This is a genomic window from Ruegeria sp. CE9 (assembly GCF_056537425.1).
Map to the genome: position 1 here is coordinate 431,038 of NZ_JBQFRO010000003.1, position 21,214 is coordinate 452,251.

A 21,214-nucleotide genomic window follows, 5' to 3' on the forward strand; every position below is an offset into this window, starting at 1 on the left:
GTTGAGCAACCGCCGTACGTTCATCGCCAGCCTCGCCGCCGCTAGCCTAACCCCTGTCACGGGCTGGTCGTCAGTGGGCGCCCCGCACTATCTGGCCGCTGGGCTCTTTCCCGATGGCAGTTATCGGCTTTCTGGACTTGATAGCACAGGCACCCTCCTGTTCTCGATCCCCCTACCTGCGCGTGGCCACGCGGCGGCAGCACATCCGCGCAAGGCACAAGCGGTAGCCTTTGCGCGCCGTCCCGGCACTTTCGCCATCGTCATCGATTGCACCGACGGTTCCATCGTCAGGCGACTAAAAGCTCCACGGGGTCGCCATTTCTACGGACATGGCACATTTACAGCCGGTGGCACCCGTTTCTTTACAACCGAGAACGACTATGAAGCTGCTGAAGGAGTGATCGGCGTCTGGGACGCGGCCACTTTTGCCCGGCTGGGGGAATTCCCGTCGGGCGGCATTGGCCCTCATGACATGCGCTTGCTGCCCGATGGTGAAACGTTGGTCATTGCCAACGGTGGGATCGAAACACACCCTGATACCGGTCGGACCAAACTAAATCTGCCAGCGATGCAACCCAACCTGACGTATCTGGATCTGTCAGGCACTGTCTTGGAACAAGTAGAGCTGCCCAGCACGCTGCACAAGAATTCGATCCGCCATCTAGCGGTGCGCGACGATGGCCTTGTTGGCTTTGCTATGCAGTGGCAGGGCAGCCAAATTGAACACCCAGCCCTGCTTGGCCTTCACCAAAGAGGCGAAAACCCGCGTCTATTGTCGGCGCCCGATACACATCAAAGCGGAATACAGGGCTATGCCGGCAGCGTCGCCTTTTCCTCAGATGGCCAATCGATTGCAATCACCTGCCCGCGTGGGAATGCATTGCACCTCTTTGATGTTCAAAGCGGATCCTTCCTTGGGGCGCATGCGTTCGAAGACGTATGCGGATTGGCAGCCGGTGAAACGGGATTGGTATTCACGACCGGCATTGGGGCCTTTGGCGCGCTGAATAGCGAGGTGGCAAAAATCTCTGCCCGATCAGACTGCCAATGGGACAACCACCTGATCCCAATTCGTTCATTCGGATAAATCTCGGCAGACCCCTGTTTGTCAGATTACACTTGGACGAATCAAACCTCTGCCGTATTGGCGGGCGCGAAACCAGTATACCTAAGCCAAGGATTGACCTGATTGAAACAGACGCCCGACGCACCGCATTCCATCTACGGGGTTGAAAAATGGGGCAAAGGCCTCATCGAGGTGACAGATCAGGGCGAGATCGGTCTGCGCAATCCGATGACACCGGAAACGGCGGCGATAAGCCTTCCCGGTATCCTCAGTGATCTGGACGACCGGGGTATCAAGGCCCCGATGGTCCTGCGCGTCACCTCCTATCTTGAGCACGAGATCGCACATCTTAACGAAAGCTTCCACGATGCCATTACGCGCGTGGGCTACAATGGGGATTATCGCGGCGTCTTTCCAATCAAAGTGAACCAGCAGGCGCAAGTCGTCGACCGGATCGTCGAGTTCGGCAAAAAATACAACTACGGCCTTGAAGCCGGGTCCAAGCCCGAACTTGTGGTCGCGTTGGCGCACCGGTTGGCCCCAGAGGCTCTGATCGTTTGCAATGGTGTCAAGGATGCCGAGTTCATTCAACTGGCGATCCTGTCCCGCAAGATCGGGTTCAACACTGTGATCGTTCTGGAAAGCCCGAAAGAGGCTGATACGGTCATCAATGTCTACAAAGAACTGGGCATTGAGCCGCTGATCGGCGTGCGGGTGAAGCTCACGAACCAGATCAGTGGAAAATGGGAAGAAAGCTCGGGCGACCGTTCGGCCTTTGGTATGAACACCGATCAGTTGGTCGCGACTGTCGACAAGCTGAAAGAGGCGGGCCTATTGCACTGCCTCAGGCTGCAGCACTCGCATCTCGGTTCACAAGTGCAGGACGTGAACGATGTGCGCCGCGCCGTGGGTGAAGCCTGTCGCTACTATACGGAACTGACCCGCGAGGGCGTGCCGCTATCTCATTTGGACCTCGGCGGCGGCATGGGTGTGGATTACACGGGCGAGAAGAAAGCCGCTGAGAATTCAATCAACTACACAGTCGAAGAATACTGCGCCAACGTTGTTGAGACCGTCGCCTATGCGATGGACGAGGCTGAGATGGACCACCCGATATTGGTCACTGAAAGTGGCCGTGCCGTCGTCGCTACGTCTTCAATGCTGTTGTTCAACGTACTGGAAAGCACGCTCTACGACGCGCCGAATGGCCCCGAGGTTGAACCAGACGACCACCATCTGGTCGCGGACCTTGCTGCAGTTCATGGCTACCTTAGCCAAGACCGTCTGCAGGAATGCTGGAACGACGCCACGTTTTATCGCAACGAGCTGCGCGCGCTTTTCAGGCGCGGCTATGTCGATCTGCGCCAAATGGCACGGGCCGAACGTATCTACCTGTCCCTGATGGCCCGCCTCAAGGCGCTGGCAGCCAGCGATGATCTGGAAACGGATGTGGACGATCAACTTGAGAAAGTGGCCGACATCTACCACTGCAACTTCTCGCTGTTCCAATCCCTGCCGGACGTCTGGGCGATCGACCAATTGCACCCGATTGTGCCGCTGCAAGGATTGAATGAAACCCCAGACCGCCGCGCAGTCCTGTCCGACATCACCTGTGACAGCGATGGTAAAATCGACCGGTTCATCCTCGCCGATGGCGTTTCCCCTAGTCTGCCGGTGCATTCGCTGCCGGATGATGGCGAGTATTTCATGGGCGTTTTCTTCGTCGGTGCCTATCAGGAAACGCTGGGCGATCTGCACAATCTGTTCGGCGACACCAACGTCGTCACCATCGACCTGCGCACAGATGGCGGGTTCGACCTGCTGCATGAACAAGAGGGAGACACGATCAGCCAGGTCCTGTCTTACGTGGAATTCGATCCACAGGATTGCGTCGCCGCCTTCCGCAAAATGGTGGACGAGGCGATCTCGACCGGTACTCTGCAAGCCAAGGACCGCAAAACCCTGATGAGCGCCTATCGCGACTCGATCAACGGCTACACCTATTACGAATAAGAAGGAGACAGACCATGGGCAAAACACTGGTTGTCGGTGCGGGCGGCGTATCCCACGCAGCCGTGCACAAGATGGCGATGAATTCAGATATTTTCACCGAGATCACTCTGGCCAGCCGCACGAAATCAAAATGCGATGCCATCGCCAAGGCCGTGAAGGAACGTGTCGGCGTGGATATCTCAACCGCGGAATTGGATGCTTACAAGGTCGAAGACACGGTCAAGCTGATCAAAGAAACAGGCGCGGAAATCCTCGTAAACCTCGCCCTGCCCTATCAGGATCTGGTGCTGATGGATGCCTGTCTTGAGGCCGGTATCCACTACCTCGACACCGCAAACTACGAGCCCGAAGATGAGGCCAAGTTCGAATACCACTGGCAATGGGCCTATCAAGAGCGGTTCAAAGCGGCAGGCCTGACCGCAATCCTCGGCTCTGGCTTTGATCCGGGCGTGACATCCGTCTTCGCCACATGGCTCAAGAAGCACAAGTTAGACACGATTCGTCAGATCGACGTGCTGGACGCAAATGGCGGCAGTAACGATCAGGAATTCGCGACCAACTTCAACCCGGAAATCAACCTGCGTGAAGTGCTGGCCGAGGTTCGCCACTGGGAAAACGGCGCGTGGCAGCATAGCCCGGCGATGACCCACAAGGTTGAGTTCGATTTCCCCGCCATCGGCCCCAAGAACATGTACCTGATGTATCACGAGGAACTGGAATCCCTCAGCACCCACTTCCCCGAGATCGAACGCGCCCGTTTCTGGATGACCTTTGGCGACGCCTACATCACCCACGCCAAGGTGCTGGAAAACGTCGGCATGACCCGCATCGACCCGGTGATGCATGACGGCAAAGAAATCATCCCGATCCAGTTCCTGAAAACCCTGCTGCCCGATCCCGGCGATCTGGGCGCTGAAACCAAAGGCAAAGCCTGCATCGGCGACATCGCCACAGGTCAGGCCAAAGACGGCTCGGGCGAAAAGACCTATTACATCTACAACATCTGCGACCACGAGGAATGCTATGCCGAGGTCGGCTCCCAAGCCGTCAGCTATACCACTGGCGTTCCCGCCATGATCGGCGCGGCACAGGTGCTGAAAGGCAATTGGCGCGAACCGGGCGTGTGGAACATGGAGCAACTCGACCCTGACAACTTCATGGACATGTTGAACACCCAAGGCCTCCCATGGCAAGTCCACGAACTCGACGGTCCCGTCAGTTTCTGATCTTCATCTTTTCCCAAATACTCCGGGGGGTCCGGGTGGCTAGCCCCCCGGCCTCTCCACCACTCGGAGACGCCTGACATGTCCGACATGATGACCACACAGGCCGGAGACGCCGGAGCCTTCCGGCATTTCGACCTCAGCCGTGTGCCCACACCCTGCTTTGTGGTCGACGAAAAGGCCGTCGAGCGAAACCTGACCATCCTTTCCGACATCGGCACCCGCTCTGGCGCGCATGTTCTAAGCGCGCTCAAGGCGTTCTCGATGTTCTCGCTGGCCCCGCTGGTGCGTCAACATCTCGGCGGCACCTGCGCCAGTGGCATCTTTGAGGCCCGTCTGGGGCGTGAAGAATACGGCGGCGAGGTCGCGACATTTTGCGCCGGGTACAAAGACGCTGACATCGACGAAATCCTGTCGTTCTCCGATCACATCATCTTCAACACGCCGTCGCAAAAGGATCGGTTTCTCAGCAAAGCCCAGGCCGCAGGTGTTCAGGTTGGTTTGCGTATCAACCCGGAACATTCCGAAGGTGAAATCCCCAAGTATGATCCCTGCGCCCCTTGTTCGCGCCTTGGCACCCCTGTCAGCCAACTCACAGCAGGAACCCTGGCTGGAGTTGACGGTCTGCACATGCACACGCTCTGTGAACAGGGGTTTGAGCCGCTGCAGCGTACGTGGGCGGCAGTCGAGCCAAGGCTCAAACCATACCTCAACCAAATCAAATGGCTGAATTTCGGCGGCGGCCACCATATCACGCGCGACGACTATGATCGCGACGGGCTGGTCGCGTTCATCAAGGCCATCCGCGCAGAACACGATGTCGAAGTTTACATCGAACCCGGTGAGGCAGTCGCGCTGGATGCAGGTGTTCTGATCGGAGAAATCCTGGACCTGCCCACCAATGGCATGAACCTTGCGATCACCGATATCTCGGCCACATGCCATATGCCCGACGTGATCGAAGCCCCCTATCGACCAGCCCTCATGGATGAGGCCGAGGAGGGCCATACTTACCGCCTGGGCGGCCCCTCCTGCCTCGCCGGTGATGTGATCGGCGACTATACATGGGAAAAGCCGCTCAAGATTGGCCAGCGCTTTGCCTTCCTCGATCAGGCGCATTACTCGATGGTCAAGACCAACACGTTCAACGGTGTGCCTCTGCCAACCATTGCACTTTGGAATAGCGAAACGGACGAGCTGAAAATTATCAAACAGTTCGGCTATGACGACTTCAAAGAAAGACTCTCATGAGCATTTTTCTCGACAGTGAACTGACTGCCTCTGAACGCACCGAAGACGCCCGCTTCCGCGTCATCCCGGTGCCTCTGGAGCGCACTGTTTCTTATGGGGCGGGCACCGCTAAAGGCCCTGAGGCCATCATCGAGGCCAGCAACGAACTGGAACGCATCACCGGCCACGCCGAGCCTTGCGTCGAAGGTATCTTTACCGAAGACCCGCTGAACTGCGACGGCCCCCTTCCCGAAGTCATGGAGCGCCTCGCCCAGCGTACCGAAGCCGCCATTCGCGCGGGCAAAGTGCCGGTTACGTTGGGCGGTGAGCATTCGCTGAGTTATGGCGCAGTGATGGGCGTTGCACGCGCCCTGAACCAGCCCATCGGGATCGTCCAGATCGATGCCCATGCCGACCTGCGCAATGCGTATCAAGGTGAGAAACACTCGCACGCCTCGGTCATGCACTTGCTGGCAGGCGAAGGCATCCGGCTGGCTCAATTCGGCGTCCGCGCTTTCTCCACCGAAGAGGCGAAAAGCCGCCTGAAGAACCACGTCTTCCACGTCGATGCCGAGGAATTGGTCACTGGAAACATCCATTCCGTCGACCTGCCCGAAGATTTCCCCGAACTGGTCTATGTCAGCTTCGACGTAGATGGTCTGGACCCGTCCCAGATGCCCGCCACCGGAACCCCGGTGCCCGGCGGGTTAGGTTATTATCAGGCGCTTCGGCTGGTAGAACACGCGTTGCAACACCGTAAATGCGTGGGCTTTGATGTGGTTGAATTGGCTCCGGACGGCAACGCCGCATGGGATTTCACAGCCGCCCAGATCGTCTATCGCTTGATGGCCGCCTGTTAATCTTCGGCGGTCTCGTTCAATTCCATATGCCCTTCGCCCTTGTTCAGGACGCGGCGCAGCATGGGCTCAAAAAACTCCAGCGGTTTGGTCGGATAGTCCGGATCAAACGCCTTCTGGTCATACTCGTGGCAGAAATAGCGGCAATCCTCCCAATACGGGCTGTCGCGATACTTGTCGCGGGCATTCCGATCACCGCCCAGGTGGTGATTGTAATAGTAGCCTTGAAATACGCAGTGATGCTTGAGGATCCAGTGAGTTTTCTCGCTGACATAGGGCTTCATCATCGCTGCTGACAGCTCGCCATGGTTATAGGGCGATAGGATATCACCCGTGTCATGGATCAGCGCCGCCACGACCAGTTCCTCATCCGCACCGTCCTCATAAGCTCGAGTCGCAGCTTGCAAACTGTGCTGATAGCGGTTCACCGGATAAGGTGTCCACTCTTCATCCAACGAGCGGATGGCGTCCAGAATACGATCCGGCAAGGCCGCGTTATAGGCCTCTTCATACTCCATCACGGCATCCCAATCCGCTTTGGTCGTCTCTTCAAAACTGGTCCAGGTGGGTTTGTGACTTTTGTCCAGCACGGCGCGCTCCTATGGCTGCTAGCCAGCTCAAGTTACCCAAACCGGCCTGCAACGCAAAAGAATTCTACTAGGCGAATGCCTGAAATCACGCCGTGGTTACGGCACTACCTCTGTTAGCCGCTGAGCGACGCATCAGAGGCCGCCCGGCGATGGACAAGAAAACGCCGGACAGAGCGACCCCCAACACCGCAGGCAGATACAGCAATATCCACAATCGTGGGTTTTCAATCACCAGAGGAGAGACAAACCCCCGCACGCCTTCGAGCAAAACAAGGATTGTAAACGCGGCCAATATTTGGGGCCACAGCCCAAATCGCGAAAAGCTGCCAAGCATAAGCGTGGAATACCCGACCAGCGCAACAGCGATACAAATTGCGATCCAGGAAAACCTCTGGTGAAGCTCGTCGATCAGATGTCCGACACTGTGATCATCCTTCACAGCAACCGCTTCCCGGTCCCAAATAAGTTCTACCGTGGGAATAGCCTCAAGGCTCCGGTGGCCCATTTCTGAATTCTGTGTCAATTCGGAAATATCATAAGAAGCATCCTCGAACAGCGTGGATGACAGCGTGTTTCCAGCCTCATCAAACCTCAGCGCCACACCATCCAACATGACCAGATGAATGCCCGAGGCTTGATTGACCAGATAGGCCGTGGTGCTGGAATAGCTGACGGGGTTGATATCGTCGCGCCGGTCCGAAACGAACACTTCTCGGAGCGTTCCATCCAGATCAATGCCACCTATATAGACTGTCACACCATCAGCCGGGTGCAGGAACTCACCCTCGTTCAGCAGTTGCGCAGTGACGTCCCCGGCGACCTCGTCTTGTCGCTGTTCCAACTGATCAACCGATGCAGGGCGCAGGAAAACGCTGATGACGGCCATCATCAGACCTGCGCTAAGCCCGAACATCAGGACGGCACGTGCCAATCGCCAAGGGCTGGAGCCGGTCGCCAGCATCACCGTCATCTCGCTTTCGCGGCTCAGGCGGTTAGTGGCATAGACTGCCGCTGCAAACACCGCCATAGGCATGACCGTTCGGATCAGTGTCGGCAAAGTCAGCGCTGTGAACTCCAGAAACACCATCGCCGACTGGCCACCACTGATGACACGGTCAAACAGGCTGACCGAACGCGTGATCCAGAAAACCCCGACAAGTACCAGAGTGAAAAAGCCAAACAGCACCAGCAATTGCCGCAGGAAATACCCATCAAAACGCGACATGCGACCTCTTGTTTCTTGGCGGTTGGCGTTGCGGCGAACCTTATGCCATTCGATGCGCCGAGGGAACCTCGATTACGACCATTCGGCGGCAGGGATCAGGATACGGTGATACCAGAGCCAGCGCAGAATGCGGCGCGCACGTTGCGCATCGACGACGCTGGTCCAACGTGTGGCAATCTCCAGTGCGGTGGCCGCACCATCCAGTCGCTGTAGCAGAGGGCCCAGCGATGCGCCTTCCAGATTTGCCACCGGTCGTGAAAGGTTCGGATGCGTGACAACCACACCCGGCTCAATACATGAGGCGGCCTGCACACCTGACGTGATCAGCGTGACCTCTGAGGAAAGGCTCAAGGTTTGATCGTCGCGCAAATCCTCAAGATTTGGATCTGTCTCAGCCGGCTTCAACCAATCCTCAGGTTGCGCGCGTTTCGCCCAAAAGGGCGACGGATTGGTTGCGTTCTGCCGGGCGTAGAAATCAGCCGAGAGCACCGCATGGGTCTGTACGCGCTCAGCTTGGCGTTCGGAATAGAACGATAACGCCATTTCACTATGTTCTGGAGTTTCCAACACTGTGTTTACGACCGCTGCTGCCTGCATGGCCTGCCCCATCGCCAATTGAACACCTTGCGATGACAGCGGATCGACCGAAAAACTAGCCTCTCCAACGCGCAATAGATCGCGTGATGGAGGTGTCGTCTCAACCCGACTGGTCGCATCCGCACGACGCACGGGCCCGGTGCGGCGTTGTTCCAGACAAGGCGACAGTAAGGTCGATTGTGCCAGCAGGTTCAGGTAGAGGTCGCGCCGGTCAGCAGGCGAAAGCCCGATGCAGGTATCCGGGTCGACGAAAACCATTGCATTGACCATGCCATCGGGCAGTAGAGCCCCCCAATACCAGCGCGACGCCCCAGCCTCGACCCGCGCTTGCGGTCCAAATCCCGGGGGGCTCTGCCAATAAGCATAAAGCGCCAGAAGAGGTTGGGAGGATGGTCGATATCGGCGGCCCAGACCGGCTTGCCGTCCCGCTGCATCCAGCAGGACTTGCGCCCGAATATGATAGGAGTCCGTATTGGCCCGAACCGGAATCTCCCAACCGGACTGTCGACGTACCGGACGATAAACGCGCGCAGGTTGGAACACTTGAACCCCTGCCGCCCGCGCCGCGTTCAACAAGAGCATATCGAATTGGCCCCGGTCCACCAGAAGGCCGGGATGATCACCATCGATGCCGCGACGGTCAAAGGTTCCGGCCCAGTGCAAGATCGATCCGTTGGCGCGCAGAAAATCGGCCTGTGCTATTCGTTCACTGACCCCAAGAAGGTTCAAGATCGGCCAGATCGAAGGGGGCAGAGACTCACCAACATGTTGGCGTGGGAAGGCCTCACGCTCGATCAGGCAGACGCGGCGGCCCAACTGTGCCAGCCTCAGCGCAGCCGCGCTGCCTGCTGGGCCGCCACCGACCACGCAGATTTCGGTCTCTGTCATCATTTGATCAGGCTGATGCTGCCTGCGCGGGCGCGCCGAAATAGTCGGGGCGCGCCTCCGACAGGCGCACATAAGCCTGCAGGCAATAATGCAACCAGCCGCGAATGTAGTCGCAGGCCGGGCGCCCGCGATGAATAACCTCGTGATGACAGCCGCCACCGCATAGATACCGCGCCCAACAGGTGGTGCATGGCGATTGCGTGTGCACATGGCGCTCTGCCAGCCAATCTTCGCGCCGCAGGTCGGGGCCATCATAAACATCGCCCATGGCACCGGCCTCGTCCTCGACAAAGCGATGACAGGCAAACAGGCCGCCATCGGCGGATACGCCGAAATAACCTCCACCTGCGCCGCAGGCATAGGGGCGGTGCGTGCCCCGATAAATTTCCTGCATCGCGGCCGCCATATTCGAGAACGGATAGCGCCGCCCTTGGATCACCGCCGCCTCGAATACCTCGCCGCAGCGGATCATCTGAGTCAGCATCTCGTGCAGATCGTTCAGATTCAGCTCGTGCTGACCATTGGGCGAGGCTAGCATCGGTGAGAACCCAATCGAATGGAAACCCATCTTGACAAACCGATCCAGCGTCTCGGGCAGGTTCATGTTTTGTGGTGTGACCGTCACCCGGGCACCGACCTGCATACGGTGCTGCACAGCCAGCAAGGGCTCGACCCGTTTCAAAATTATATCGAAACTGCCGCGCCCGCCACGATAGGGGCGCAGCTTGTCATGGACCTTGCCCACGCCATCCAGACTGATGGTGACGGCAAAGCCATGCGCTTCGAAAAATGACGCATCCTCGGGGCGCAACAAGGTGCCGTTGGTTGTGATCGAGAACCCCACGCTTAACCCGTTTTCCTGCGCCTGTTCCAAAGCATAGTCCGTGGTGCGCCGTACCAGATCGCGATTGATCAATGGTTCCCCGCCCAAATAGGCAAGGTTGATCCGCACCCCCGGCTCGGCCTCGGCAATCAGACGATCGACCGAAGCTTTGGCAACCTCCCATTCCATATTCCGCGCCGGGCCGCCGAACTCTCCACCCGCCGCATAGCAATAAGTGCAAGCCAGATTGCATTTCTGCGCAACCGCCAGCGACAGCGAGCGCACCGGCATGTCCTGTGGCGGCGCATCATCGATGAATGGCGTGCCATCCAACCCCATCGACCTGAGGAACGCGCTTTGGCCGGGCTCATCCATCTCTGCAAACCGTTCCGCCGTCCCCGCAGGTACATCGAACACGCGCGAGCCATCGACGGCCAGCATGTGATCCCCATGCCCGGTGTCAAAGAAATGCACCTGCGCAGAGGTTGGGGTCACGCCTTGCCCTCCGTCCAGAACGGAATACCGATCCCTTTTGCAGCTAGCGCTTCGCCCTCGACACGGAACAGCTTCATGTCGTCACGGACCTGCTGGATATAGGTCTGGGATTCTTCGAACTCACCCTGAGCCTCAAGAGTATAGGCGCTGGCAAGCCCGTCTCTGACTTTCGCGTAGAGGTCCAACGCTTTTTGGGCCTGAGCTTCGGTCCCGACCTCGATAGGACGCAAGTAAGCAGGAGTGCCCTCGCCGATCTTGTATTTGGCCAGAACGTCCTTCATCTGACTGAAGCGCAAAAAGTGCTCATCCCCATCCGTGTCGATCCGAACCGCCAACGCATAGAGGCGGCGTTCAGGGAACAAATCCTCTTGCTCCAGTGTCGCGACACATTGCGCATAAGCCCGGTCGATGGTGCCACCGGGACGCTCGATCTCAATGAAATCTGCGAGTGCTTCGGCCGTCAACGGCCGCAACGCTCGTGGCTGCGTCTTACCCTTGCCCGCTGGCAGTGTTTCTGACGGGGTCAGAACTGGTTCATACCCCTCTGGCTCAAGCTCCCACAGCAGTTGGTTTGCCCAGCGCATATGCGTCATCTCACCAATCGCGACTTCTAGCACCGAACGGCGGGCAAAAATCAGATCGTCCTTTAGCGTCGGCCATTTCTTGGTATCCGCAGTCTCAGGATCGGCCAGTGAGAAATAGGCGTAGAGATACTGCAGGCTCAGCGTCATCTCCATCGCGGCCAGACGAGTCTTGAGGTCTTTGATCATCGCCTCGGGCGTGTCATAGGGCTCGACCCCCGGCAGTTCGGGATCAACCTCGTAAACTTCGCCCGTTTCGCGGCCTTCGACGACGATGGGCAGCTCGCTCCACATCTGGTTCACCTGATAGTGATCGATCTGATAGGGGCGGTTCTGTTCCACCGTGTTCAGCGCCGCCACATTGCCGGATGGAGATTTATCCGAGCGCAGCCAGTCCAGATAGGTCTCGGCCTCGATAGGATTCTTCGACTGGCCCGAGGGCAGCTGATCGTCATGCGCCACCTCGGCCATCACCACATCGGGGTGGTTTGAGGGCCAGTAGTGGCAGCCACAGTCGCGGAAGTCATGGGACCACGGATTGCACAGGCTCTGCGTCAATTCTCCGGGGTCATAGGCTTCGCTGAAGACACCCGCCTCGGTCCGGTATTGTCGGCGGAATCCATGCAGGACGACCTGCTCGGTATCCACGATGCCCTCATGATTGCGCCGTTCCAGAGCAATGCTGACCGGTTTGTCATCGCCATGTTCCAGACTGCGGATAAACCGCCAGATCATCAGCCCGTCATAGGGTGTGCCGTCTTCCTCCTTGAAAGTAATGCGCTTGCCGCTTTGTTCGACCCATGACAGGAACCAGCGCCCCTGGCTGAGCTTTGCGCCTACGTCGCCGCTGTAGGCCTCAAGCAAGGTCTGCACCCAGTCGTCGGGGCTATTGTCGGGCAGCATCGGGTCATAGAAATAATCGACAAAGACCAGATGGAAGCCCTGCGAATTCTTCGGCGCCTCAGGCACTGGGTTTAGCGGCACCCGAGCAGCGTTGAACACCAGACCGGGGAAAAAGCGACGGTCGAGATTGCGTACATCCATTTCCAGACCGGGAAAGCAATTGCCCACCGATCCGTCCAGGCGCGTATTGTCGGGATTTCCCGGTACCTTATAGGCCGCGCGGGCGGTCAGGTTGCGGGGTTTGACGCGGATTTGGTCGGGTTGATTAGACATTCTGCGCCTCCGAGTCCTGTGCGACCAGATAGTCGATGAACGAGATCACCAGATGATACTGCCTGCGCGACAGGGACAGCGGGTAATAGTTGGAATCACGCATATAAGGCGGCATCCGCGCGTCATGCATTGAGTCGCGGATGATCCGCGGGTCGCGAAAATCCGGGTTTGGGTCCTGATCGGGGTTCGGGTCGGTCTCAAGTTCGGTCAGGATGCCATAGGGTGGGCGCAGTAGGGTTTTCACGAAATCCGGGCGGCGGCGCAGGAAATCCAGCAGGTTGGCCTCGTCGATCAGTTGCTCATGCACGAACTTCGTCGCCACTGTATAGGGCAGACGGTCATTCGGCACCGAGTTCGAAAAGACCGAGATTGGCTGCGGGCGGATCAGTTCATCGATCTTGTCTGGCGGCCTTGCATCCTCTTCCGTCATGGATTTTGCATCAGTCGAGGGCAAGCCGGGTGTTGGGGAAATCCCTGTCTTGGCCTGCAGTTTGGCATTGTCCTTCAATCCTTGCGCGCGGATATCGTCGAGATTGATCAGGCTGTTGGTTTCGAACGCACGGCGGAAGATATCGACCACTTCGGTTTTGGCCTGTTCGTAGTTCTCGGCGGTGACCAAAATCAGCGACAGATCGCGGTCGGCCAGATCATCCTCAAGGCTATAGAACGGCCGCGCATCGGGAGCGAAATCAGGCGGTCCGGTCATGATTGTCGCACGCGCGGTCAGGCGCTCGCCACGCACCGCCAGCGTCGCTTCGATCACGCCATCGCTGGTATCATCGGCCACGCCCCAGGATTGGTCATTGCCAACGCGGGCACCGTCGTAACTGTCATGCGGCTCGGGGTCGTCCGATGTGCCAGACATCATGATCCACTTCGACCATGGCGTGTCTGGATTCAGGATGCGATTCTGTTCGGGTACAATTTCATGGATGCGACCATATTCCGATTCCGGTGGGTCGTTTTGATATCCCGGAACCGCCAGCGTCGCCGGACCGTAAGCAGCATCCGGCGGGCCATAGACCTCGCCTTTGGGCGGCATGAACCGCAGACGCAGGATACTGCGGTCGATGAATTCCCCCTCTACCGGCTCATCATGGCCCTGCACCGGATGGATCGCGCGGATCGAACCCAACGGGATCGGATTATGCTCATAGACCATCGGCTGCTGTTCTGAGGTATAGGGGCTAAAGGCTAGCAGCGGTTTCGGGGTGAAATCCTGGCCGGCAATCTCGACCCGTGCGCGAAATCCGCAGGCCGCATCACCGGTCCGACGCTCGGCCTTTGTGTTCCCGACGGTGACCGAATAACGCACGTTCTGCAGCGACAGGCCCTGATCGTCGAGCATGTCCAGCGTCACCGGCGTCTCATATTCTTCACCCGTCTCGGCATCATGCATCCGCGCCCACAGCTCAAAGAACGGAGCAACCGGACGCAACTCGCCGCCTTCGTCGCGAAAGCGGATCGTGTCGGGATCAGGCAGATAGGCGGTGACACTGCCGTCTTCGACTTCGCGCAGGGTTATGTTTGAACGGATGACCGTCTTGTTGTTGCCATGCGCATCCATATCCTGCTGCCACTCATAACTTTCCAGCGGCGTTTCGCCCGGCCCCAACCGGGCAACCGCCATGGGTGGCAGAAAGAAAATCTCCTGAATCGTGTCCATGCTGGGTGTTCCCCCGTTTGGCCGTGGCTGCCCCTGTTTTCAGGGGTTCGAATAGCTTTCGTATATGATGGTCGGGTCGTCAAAGATCGACTTGGACGTATCGCGGATGATGTCCGGCGGCGCGTCGTCCGGCACCGGAGAAATACTCTGCTGATAATGGAAGAAATTATGCGGATCGAATTTCTGCTTCACGAACAGCAGCGAGTTGAAATATTCACCCCAATATTGCCAGCGATAGTTCTTTTGCGTGCGCCGCGGGTAGTTCTGATAGACGCGGTCGATAAAATAGCCCTCGTCAGTCATCAATTTCATGAACCCGTCGAGCCAGGGCACCACGATCTCTTTTTCTTCTTCCGACAACCAGAACACATCGACGTAAAAGTTTAACGACACGTCACGGTGGATAAAGGCGTTGCCCTCTTTGCCCAGCGGCATCCGGTTGATCGCACCGCCATAAGGTTCAATTGCCACAGCGCCATAGGCATTAGGTGTACTGTCAAGGTAGTCCACAACGCGCTGCCATTCGGCCTCGCTGAGCTGGCGTTTGATGTATCCGGCCTGTTTGTCCTCGCGTGCCTGATCAGGAACGACGGGGATGTCGTACTTGTCGTCGTAAAGCCACGAGTTGATCTCCTGATAGGTGCCGTAGTTCTCGTCATCTTCACCCATCTCGCCGCCGATTTCATCGCTCAGCAAAGGCTTGATAAACGCCTTGCCTTCCTCGGGTTTGCCATCATAAAGCGCCGAAACCAGCAGCACCTTTCGATCCCCTTGATAGGCCAGAAAGATATAGGCCCCGAACCGGTCATCCTTGCAGGTGCTCATATAGTTAGCCTGCAGGAACTCCAGCGCCTTGGCAGCTTTGTCCAAAGGCCAGGTGATGTGACAACCCCAAACCTTGTAAAGCGGGTGTAGCTGATAGCGAATTTCCAACAACACGCCAAAGTTGTTGCCGGTACCGCCCCGGATCGCCCAGAACAGATCAGGATTGGTGTCTTTGTCGGCAACAACAATACTGCCGTCCCACAGCATCACGGTGACACCCATAACGTTGTCGCAAGCCATCCCAAGCCCGCGCGAAGTAAAGCCATAGCCACCGCCCATCATGAACCCCGCGACGCAGACATCCTGACAGGCCCCGCCGGGCACATGCAGATGGTAGGAATTCAACTCGGAATTCAGCATCTTGAACGGCGTGCCCGGCCCCACATAGGCCATCGGCACCTTGGGATCGACGGTGACGTACCGCATCCGGCTGGTATCCAGCACCATCTGGTTGTTGACCGAGTATCCTGCCGTACTGTGCCGACCTGATCGCGCAACGACCCACAAGTCATGCTTACGCGCAAATTCAAGACTGGTACGCACGTCCTGAATGGTTTCGCAATAGACTATAATCTCAGGATAATCCTGAAATGCAGGGTTCCAGACCTGACGGTCGCGGTTGTATTCCGTGTCGGTGGGCAGGGTGACTGTTCCGATCAGCTTCTTCTCAAACGCGCGTATCTCATCGGCTGAGATCGAGTGATATTGCTGCAAAGCCAGATCAGTGCGGCTTTGCGCCACGATATCTTTGGCCAGAAGGGTTTTGCTGATCTTTTTCATCGGGTCTCCTCAAACCACAAGAGCCGGAGCGCTGGACCGGTGTGCCAGCGCCTAAATTTCGAATTTTAGGTATCAACCCAACTCTGCCCGCGCCCAAGCTGGCAGCATAAGGGGGCTCGGGTCAAGTGGTCGTTTCCATCAACGCGCGTGCGTCCCTAAGATCAGGCAATTGCGCATCCTTTTGGAAATGCGACATGGCAGTATTCAACGCCTCACCAATGGGTTTTCCGTTGCGCTGCCGCCACTCAGCCAAGGCAACCGCCGCACGGAGTTCATAGAGCCTTGCGCCTTGCATCTGAGCGATTTCGATCGCGCGCAGAAGCAGTGGTTCCGGGTCACCGCCGGTTTTAGCAACCAGCGCAGCCTCAATGCGCAACTGATCGGATTCGGCCCATTTTTCTTCAGTTTCGCTCAGAACATTTCTGGCGTGTGCCATGGTCTGATGCGCCGCCTCGTGATCACCGGCATTTGTCTGAAGCTCGGCTATCAACGACGGAAAGAATGCCTTGTAGTTTCCAGCTCCGACCGACCACCAATCTTCCGACGCTAGACGCAGATTTTCGATATGCTCACCTTCAGAGGTCATGGTCGCCTTTGCCCAGCTTTCCCAAAGCCGCGCAATTGTAGCCATAAAGGGCAGCGAATGTTCTTCGGCAACTTCGGACAATGCCTGTACATCCTTTTGCAAGGCAGGGATATCGCGTGCCAGCAGGTGAACTTTGCACATATAGACCAAAATCTGCGCTACGCTATGCGCATGCTTAAGTTCCTTGGACCATTCGAGCGCGGTATTTTGCACCTGCAAGGCATCCTGATGTCGACCCATTAGGCAATAACATGTGCCTAAAAATGCAGACGTGATCGCGGCATGATCCGTGCCGTAGACATAGGCCAACTGGCTATGTTTTTCGAAATCATAAAGGGTCCAGGCTTGCTCAAGATGGCTCTGCGCTTCGTGCAGGTTGCCCAAATGCAGCTGCACAGCCCCCATGGCGCGGTGACCCACCATCTGGTGTTCGGTTTTGCCACTTTTTTCCGCCAAATCGAGGATTTGGGCCGCTACTTCTTGCGCCAACCGGTATTCGGCACGCACCAGATGGAAGGCATATAGCCCATTGAGCACAGGAAATAGCCGCTCGGTCTCATCTGCCCGGTGGCACAATTCGCGCAGGCGACCATAAGCTTCACCGGTCGCGTCCCCCGAGATGCCACTGGTTGACCGCAAAACACCAGCGCGCAGAATCTGGATGTCGATTTCCTGCAAATCCCGTTCGCGACTTTTGGGCAGATCGGCCAATTGATCCAACGCCTTCGTCAGATGAGTCAGCGCTTCGGCCTGGGCCGAGCGTTCGATCGCCCGACGCCCTGCGCTTTGCCAATGCATCACAGCCTCTTCGGCGCGCTGCGCCAACGCGTAGTGCTGGGCCAAAACCTCGGGCTGGGTCTGCGCCAATTGCGGTTGATTTTCCAACAGCGCCCCGGCTGCGCGGTCGTGCAAGGATTGCCGCTCAGTCCGCAACAGGCTGTCATAGGCCATGTCGCGGATCAAAGCGTGACGGAATATGAACTCATCCTCTGCCGCGTCCGGCGCTTGCAGAATGATCCCGGCAGATGAAAGCTGCTCCAACCCCGACTGCAGAACCGTAGGAGACAGGAACGATACCGAAGCCAGCAATGCGATTGAGAACTGCCGACCAAAAACAGCGCCGGTCTGCGCCACCTCTTTGGCCTTACCCAAACGATCAAGGCGTTCCATCAGCGAATCCTGCAGCGTGCTGGGAACAGACAGCGAAGGCAGCGGCCCGCGCAGGACATAGCCCTTGTCGGAAAGGCGCAATTGCCCGGATTCCAGCAAGCCACGAGTGACTTCCTGAACATAGAGTGGAATACCATCCGTCTTGGCTGCAATCAGATCGCAGACCTCGGCAGGTACCGCGTTGCCACCAGCAACCTCCGCCACAATCTCGGCGACATCCCGATTGGTCAGACGTTTAAGTGGAATATGCAATGTATTGTTGTGCTGGCCCCACCCCGGATCAAATCCAGTGCGCGCCGTAACGACGATCAATACAGGGAGGTCCCGAATGTGTTCAATCACCCGATCTGTCAGAGACAAGGTGGTCGGATCAACCCAGTGGGCGTCTTCGAACAACAGCAAAACCGGACGTTCACGAGCCAGCGCAGCAAGCTGTTCGGTCACCGCCTCCAGCGTCTTTTCAAGCTTCACCTGCGGCGGCAGATCGAGAGGCCCAAGTACCGCATCAGCATCAACGCTCAACAAATCGGCAATCAACCGCACGTGCTCGACCGGATGATGGCGCAAGAGATACGAGAGTTTCCCCAGCTTGTCTTCGTCACTGTCCTTTGGTGCAAATCCCGCCGCACGTTCCAGATGCTGAATGATCGGATACAGTGCCGAGTTGGCGTGAAGCGGCGAACACTGGAAGTTCAGACGAAGCGCGCCTTGGTCCAACACCTCTTGACTGAGCCCCTCAATCAAGCGCGATTTACCGATCCCCGCCTCACCAGAGACCAGTACCGATTGCCCGGCACCCTGACTTGCCTCGTTCCATTTGCCGATCAACTTGCGGAATTCAGCATGACGCCCGATGAGACGGCCAGCCCCAGCATCCGGCATGATGTCAAATCTGCGCTCGATCCGGGCCTGGCCTGTAACGATCCACGCTTGTATCGGTTCCGAAAACCCTTTCAGCGCGAATGACCCGCGATCCTGCAGTTCAAAAGCATTGCCCACCAAGCGGCGCGTCGATGGGCTGATGATCAGGGTATTGGGCTCGGCCAAGCCTTGTAAACGCGCCGCCAAATTCGGCGTGCGTCCCATGACCACGTCATGTTCTCTAAGTCCCTCGCCATAGATTTCGCCCACCACGACTAGACCGGTTGACACACCGATCCGCGCGGTCAGTCGCTCCTGACCTTCCATTCGGATCAGACCTTCCAGAATATCCAGACCGGCCAGAACAGCGCGTGAGGCCGCATCCTCAACCGCGTGCGGATAACCGAAATAGATCATCGCGCCGTCACCCATAAAGTCGGCGATATGCCCACCAAAGCGGGCCACCGAGGTCGAACAGATCTCTTTGAACCGGCGCAGCAGCTCGCCCAAATCCTCCGGGTCCAACCGCTCGGACAAAGCAGTCGACCCAACGAGATCGACAAACATAACAGTCAGTTGCCGCCGCTCGGCCACGATCTTGCCACTGCCCTGTACAGGCGCTGGATTGGCATCCCGCGTCCGCCCCAAAGCGGCCATCAGTCGACGCCGTGGACCAAGCGGCAGCCCAAGGTCAATCAGATCATGTTCAGTGAGATGCGCGAGATCGGCAAAGGTGACTTCGTTTGACGCAAAAACCGGCGCATATTTCGACAGCCCGTGTTCTTCAAGGAATGCGTCGATCTCTGTCATTATCCCCATTGTCCCCGATCGTCTCCGGGTTCCCCTACCCGGTCAGGCTTGCCCATATTGACACAAAAGCCCAAAGACTTTGACCATTTAGGCAGACGGTCCTGATGGCTTTTCTTTCAGCCTTGATCAAGCTTTTTCTTTCTTGACGAGCGCGTCAAGTGAATTGCGCAGACCGCGCGTGTCGATCCCGCTAGTCTGTTGCATGAATTGCGCTGTCGCTTTGAAAAATGGCAGGGGCAGCAGGGTTCGAACCCGCGACCTACGGTTTTGGAGACCGTCGCTCTACCAACTGAGCTATACCCCTAGGCTAGGCCATCAGATATGACAGTGGCGCAGAGGACTCAAGAGGCTTTTTCAGTTTTCCGAACACTTTGCGTTCGACAAAAAAGTTGCGCCCGGCGCGCAGTTCTTTAAGACAAGGCTCGGCCAGCAGGAGGACCGCAGCCTTGAGCATCCGCAAGAAAATAGCCGACAGCGAAGCCCTGCTGAATTGGGTCGCACGCCGGATCGCAAGCTATATTCGGATGGTTCACCGCAACACACGCTGGCAGCGCATCGGATATGAAGAACTGGACCAACTGGCAGAACAGGGTGAACCTGTCATCGTGGTGCTCTGGCACCAGAGATTGGCGCAATCGCCTTATTTCTTCCCTTTGGACAAAGGCCGCATCTGCTCGATCACCTCAGCCGCACGCGCGGGCAGCATGGTGGGGCGGGTGCAGAAGTTGTTCGGGATGGATACAATTGCCATGTCCAGCCGCAAACGCCACGTCGCCTTGTCGCGCGAGGTGTTGGGCAAGATGAAGCAAGGTATCTCGATCGGTATCGCCGCGGACGGCCCGCGCGGGCCCGAGCGTGTCTCATCCACAGTTCCTCTGGTTTGGGCCCGCACCTCAGGCAAACGCGTATTCGGCATAACCTATTCTGCGCGGCATGGTCGCGAAGCCGGAACCTGGGATCGCCTATTGATGCCGCGCCCCTGGCGCAATGAAGGTGTGTTTCTGTGCCGCGAATGGACCGACCCGGTTCCGCGCAAGGCCAACGAAGAGCAGATTGAGGCCCTTCGGTTGAGCCTTGAGCAGCACATGAACGACATCACCGCCGAGGCCGACCAGATGGTCGGACGTGAGCCTTGGGCGAAGGATGTATGAACCAAAACCGACGGGAAACGGCAATTACACCGTTATGCAGCGTCTACACTGGCTCTGACCGAGGTCGCGCGGCTTGCCAAACCGTCTGACAACTCGGCAAGCTTGACGTCAAAGCGCTTCCGCTCTCGGCAAAAGTCGCTGATATTGCAATCAATTTCTTGTTCGTTGTCGCCAAGTATGGCTGCCCGCATATCGTCCAGATCCTTACTGTGAAGGATCTGTGCTCCATAGTTCAGAAACTCAAAACCAAACATCTTATTCTCCCTTGATCGCGAGGGCCGCTTATCGTTCGGACCTAATTTGCTGTTGCAAGGGATAGCTGGGAGTTCAGTCTTTGTTTGGAGTGGACGCTAGATTAAGAAAGCGCCATGGACTCAACTTGTCAGAGATTATTCGACGAATAATCTCAGGCAAATCCGAGGTAACATTTAAAAAGGCCGCCCCTTTGTTGGAGCGGCCTTCTTAGTCTTGTCGATGTGCCGGGCTGAAGCCCGGCCTACCGATTACTCTACAATCTTCGACACAACGCCGGCGCCGACGGTGCGGCCGCCTTCGCGGATGGCGAAGCGCAGGCCGTTTTCCATCGCGATCGGCGCGATCA

At 57.5% G+C, this 21,214-nt stretch carries 16 protein-coding genes and 1 tRNA gene; 6 read left to right on the forward strand and 11 right to left on the reverse strand.

Annotated elements, in window-relative coordinates:
* Nucleotide 1 precedes the first annotated feature (1 nt).
* From ACR0B3_RS09220 to speB, 5 genes are all read left to right on the forward strand, one after another.
* Complete coding sequence (locus ACR0B3_RS09220; protein ID WP_480808799.1) at nt 2–1,087, forward strand: DUF1513 domain-containing protein; 1,086 nt, start codon at nt 2–4, stop codon at nt 1,085–1,087.
* A gap of 102 nt (nt 1,088–1,189) precedes the next feature.
* Nucleotides 1,190–3,079, forward strand: coding sequence for a biosynthetic arginine decarboxylase (gene speA, locus ACR0B3_RS09225; protein WP_480808800.1), 1,890 nt, complete (start codon nt 1,190–1,192; stop codon nt 3,077–3,079).
* 14 nt (nt 3,080–3,093) lie between these two features.
* The gene (locus tag ACR0B3_RS09230; RefSeq protein ID WP_480808801.1) at nt 3,094–4,305 is read left to right on the forward strand and encodes a saccharopine dehydrogenase family protein; all 1,212 of its coding nucleotides are present in this window, start codon (nt 3,094–3,096) and stop codon (nt 4,303–4,305) included.
* A gap of 78 nt (nt 4,306–4,383) precedes the next feature.
* On the forward strand, nt 4,384–5,553 hold the full coding sequence (gene nspC, locus ACR0B3_RS09235) for a carboxynorspermidine decarboxylase (protein ID WP_480808802.1): 1,170 nt from the start codon (nt 4,384–4,386) through the stop codon (nt 5,551–5,553).
* Nucleotides 5,550–6,392 carry an agmatinase gene (gene speB, locus ACR0B3_RS09240; protein ID WP_480808803.1) on the forward strand — a complete coding sequence of 281 codons (843 nt, stop codon included), beginning with the start codon at nt 5,550–5,552 and terminating at the stop codon, nt 6,390–6,392. The genes nspC and speB overlap by 4 nt, the downstream gene beginning before the upstream one ends.
* Here speB and ACR0B3_RS09245 read toward each other — a convergent pair.
* The 9 genes from ACR0B3_RS09245 to ACR0B3_RS09285 form a co-directional block, all read right to left on the reverse strand.
* Complete coding sequence (locus ACR0B3_RS09245; protein WP_480808804.1) at nt 6,389–6,979, reverse strand: HD domain-containing protein; 591 nt, start codon at nt 6,977–6,979, stop codon at nt 6,389–6,391. The genes speB and ACR0B3_RS09245 overlap by 4 nt on opposite strands.
* Nucleotides 6,980–7,064: 85 nt before the next feature.
* Entirely contained in the window at nt 7,065–8,204 is a 1,140-nt protein-coding gene (lptF, locus tag ACR0B3_RS09250; RefSeq protein WP_170683464.1) for an LPS export ABC transporter permease LptF, read from the reverse strand.
* A 72-nt stretch (nt 8,205–8,276) separates the two neighbouring features.
* Nucleotides 8,277–9,689, reverse strand: a complete 1,413-nt coding sequence (qhpG, locus tag ACR0B3_RS09255; protein WP_480808805.1) for a flavin-dependent monooxygenase QhpG — start codon at nt 9,687–9,689, stop codon at nt 8,277–8,279.
* A 7-nt stretch (nt 9,690–9,696) separates the two neighbouring features.
* Nucleotides 9,697–11,007 carry a radical SAM protein gene (locus tag ACR0B3_RS09260; RefSeq protein WP_480808806.1) on the reverse strand — a complete coding sequence of 437 codons (1,311 nt, stop codon included), beginning with the start codon at nt 11,005–11,007 and terminating at the stop codon, nt 9,697–9,699.
* Nucleotides 11,004–12,764, reverse strand: a complete 1,761-nt coding sequence (locus ACR0B3_RS09265) for a ferritin-like domain-containing protein (protein WP_480808807.1) — start codon at nt 12,762–12,764, stop codon at nt 11,004–11,006. Before ACR0B3_RS09265 ends, ACR0B3_RS09260 begins: the two co-directional genes overlap by 4 nt.
* Nucleotides 12,757–14,430, reverse strand: coding sequence for a hypothetical protein (locus tag ACR0B3_RS09270; RefSeq protein ID WP_480808808.1), 1,674 nt, complete (start codon nt 14,428–14,430; stop codon nt 12,757–12,759). Before ACR0B3_RS09270 ends, ACR0B3_RS09265 begins: the two co-directional genes overlap by 8 nt.
* Nucleotides 14,431–14,469: 39 nt before the next feature.
* The gene (locus ACR0B3_RS09275) at nt 14,470–16,035 is read right to left on the reverse strand and encodes an FAD-binding oxidoreductase (protein ID WP_480808809.1); all 1,566 of its coding nucleotides are present in this window, start codon (nt 16,033–16,035) and stop codon (nt 14,470–14,472) included.
* A gap of 121 nt (nt 16,036–16,156) precedes the next feature.
* Nucleotides 16,157–19,462: an adenylate/guanylate cyclase domain-containing protein gene (locus ACR0B3_RS09280; RefSeq protein WP_480808810.1), complete on the reverse strand. Its 3,306-nt coding sequence runs from the start codon at nt 19,460–19,462 to the stop codon at nt 16,157–16,159.
* Between the two features lie 228 nt (nt 19,463–19,690).
* Nucleotides 19,691–19,766, reverse strand: a tRNA-Trp gene (locus tag ACR0B3_RS09285).
* 142 nt (nt 19,767–19,908) lie between these two features.
* Here ACR0B3_RS09285 and ACR0B3_RS09290 point away from each other — a divergent pair.
* Nucleotides 19,909–20,613, forward strand: a complete 705-nt coding sequence (locus tag ACR0B3_RS09290) for a lysophospholipid acyltransferase family protein (protein ID WP_480808811.1) — start codon at nt 19,909–19,911, stop codon at nt 20,611–20,613.
* 32 nt (nt 20,614–20,645) lie between these two features.
* Here the strand turns inward: ACR0B3_RS09290 and ACR0B3_RS09295 are convergent, their stop codons facing one another.
* Entirely contained in the window at nt 20,646–20,867 is a 222-nt protein-coding gene (locus ACR0B3_RS09295; RefSeq protein WP_170683472.1) for a hypothetical protein, read from the reverse strand.
* Between the two features lie 249 nt (nt 20,868–21,116).
* Nucleotides 21,117–21,214 (reverse strand): EF-Tu C-terminal domain-related protein (locus ACR0B3_RS09300; protein WP_480808821.1); only part of this gene is annotated, 98 nt, incomplete at its 5' end.

Bases quoted from the DNA above. Each gene is read 5' to 3' on its own strand.
- ACR0B3_RS09230 (WP_480808801.1), top strand. From the start codon at position 3,094: ATGGGCAAAACACTGGTTGTCGGTGCGGGCGGCGTATCCCACGCAGCC.
- nspC (WP_480808802.1), top strand. From the start codon at position 4,384: ATGTCCGACATGATGACCACACAGGCCGGAGACGCCGGAGCCTTCCGG.
- speB (WP_480808803.1), top strand. From the start codon at position 5,550: ATGAGCATTTTTCTCGACAGTGAACTGACTGCCTCTGAACGCACCGAA.
- lptF (WP_170683464.1), bottom strand. From the start codon at position 8,204: ATGTCGCGTTTTGATGGGTATTTCCTGCGGCAATTGCTGGTGCTGTTT.
- qhpG (WP_480808805.1), bottom strand. From the start codon at position 9,689: ATGACAGAGACCGAAATCTGCGTGGTCGGTGGCGGCCCAGCAGGCAGC.
- ACR0B3_RS09265 (WP_480808807.1), bottom strand. From the start codon at position 12,764: ATGTCTAATCAACCCGACCAAATCCGCGTCAAACCCCGCAACCTGACC.
- ACR0B3_RS09270 (WP_480808808.1), bottom strand. From the start codon at position 14,430: ATGGACACGATTCAGGAGATTTTCTTTCTGCCACCCATGGCGGTTGCC.
- ACR0B3_RS09275 (WP_480808809.1), bottom strand. From the start codon at position 16,035: ATGAAAAAGATCAGCAAAACCCTTCTGGCCAAAGATATCGTGGCGCAA.
- ACR0B3_RS09280 (WP_480808810.1), bottom strand. From the start codon at position 19,462: ATGACAGAGATCGACGCATTCCTTGAAGAACACGGGCTGTCGAAATAT.
- ACR0B3_RS09295 (WP_170683472.1), bottom strand. From the start codon at position 20,867: ATGTTTGGTTTTGAGTTTCTGAACTATGGAGCACAGATCCTTCACAGT.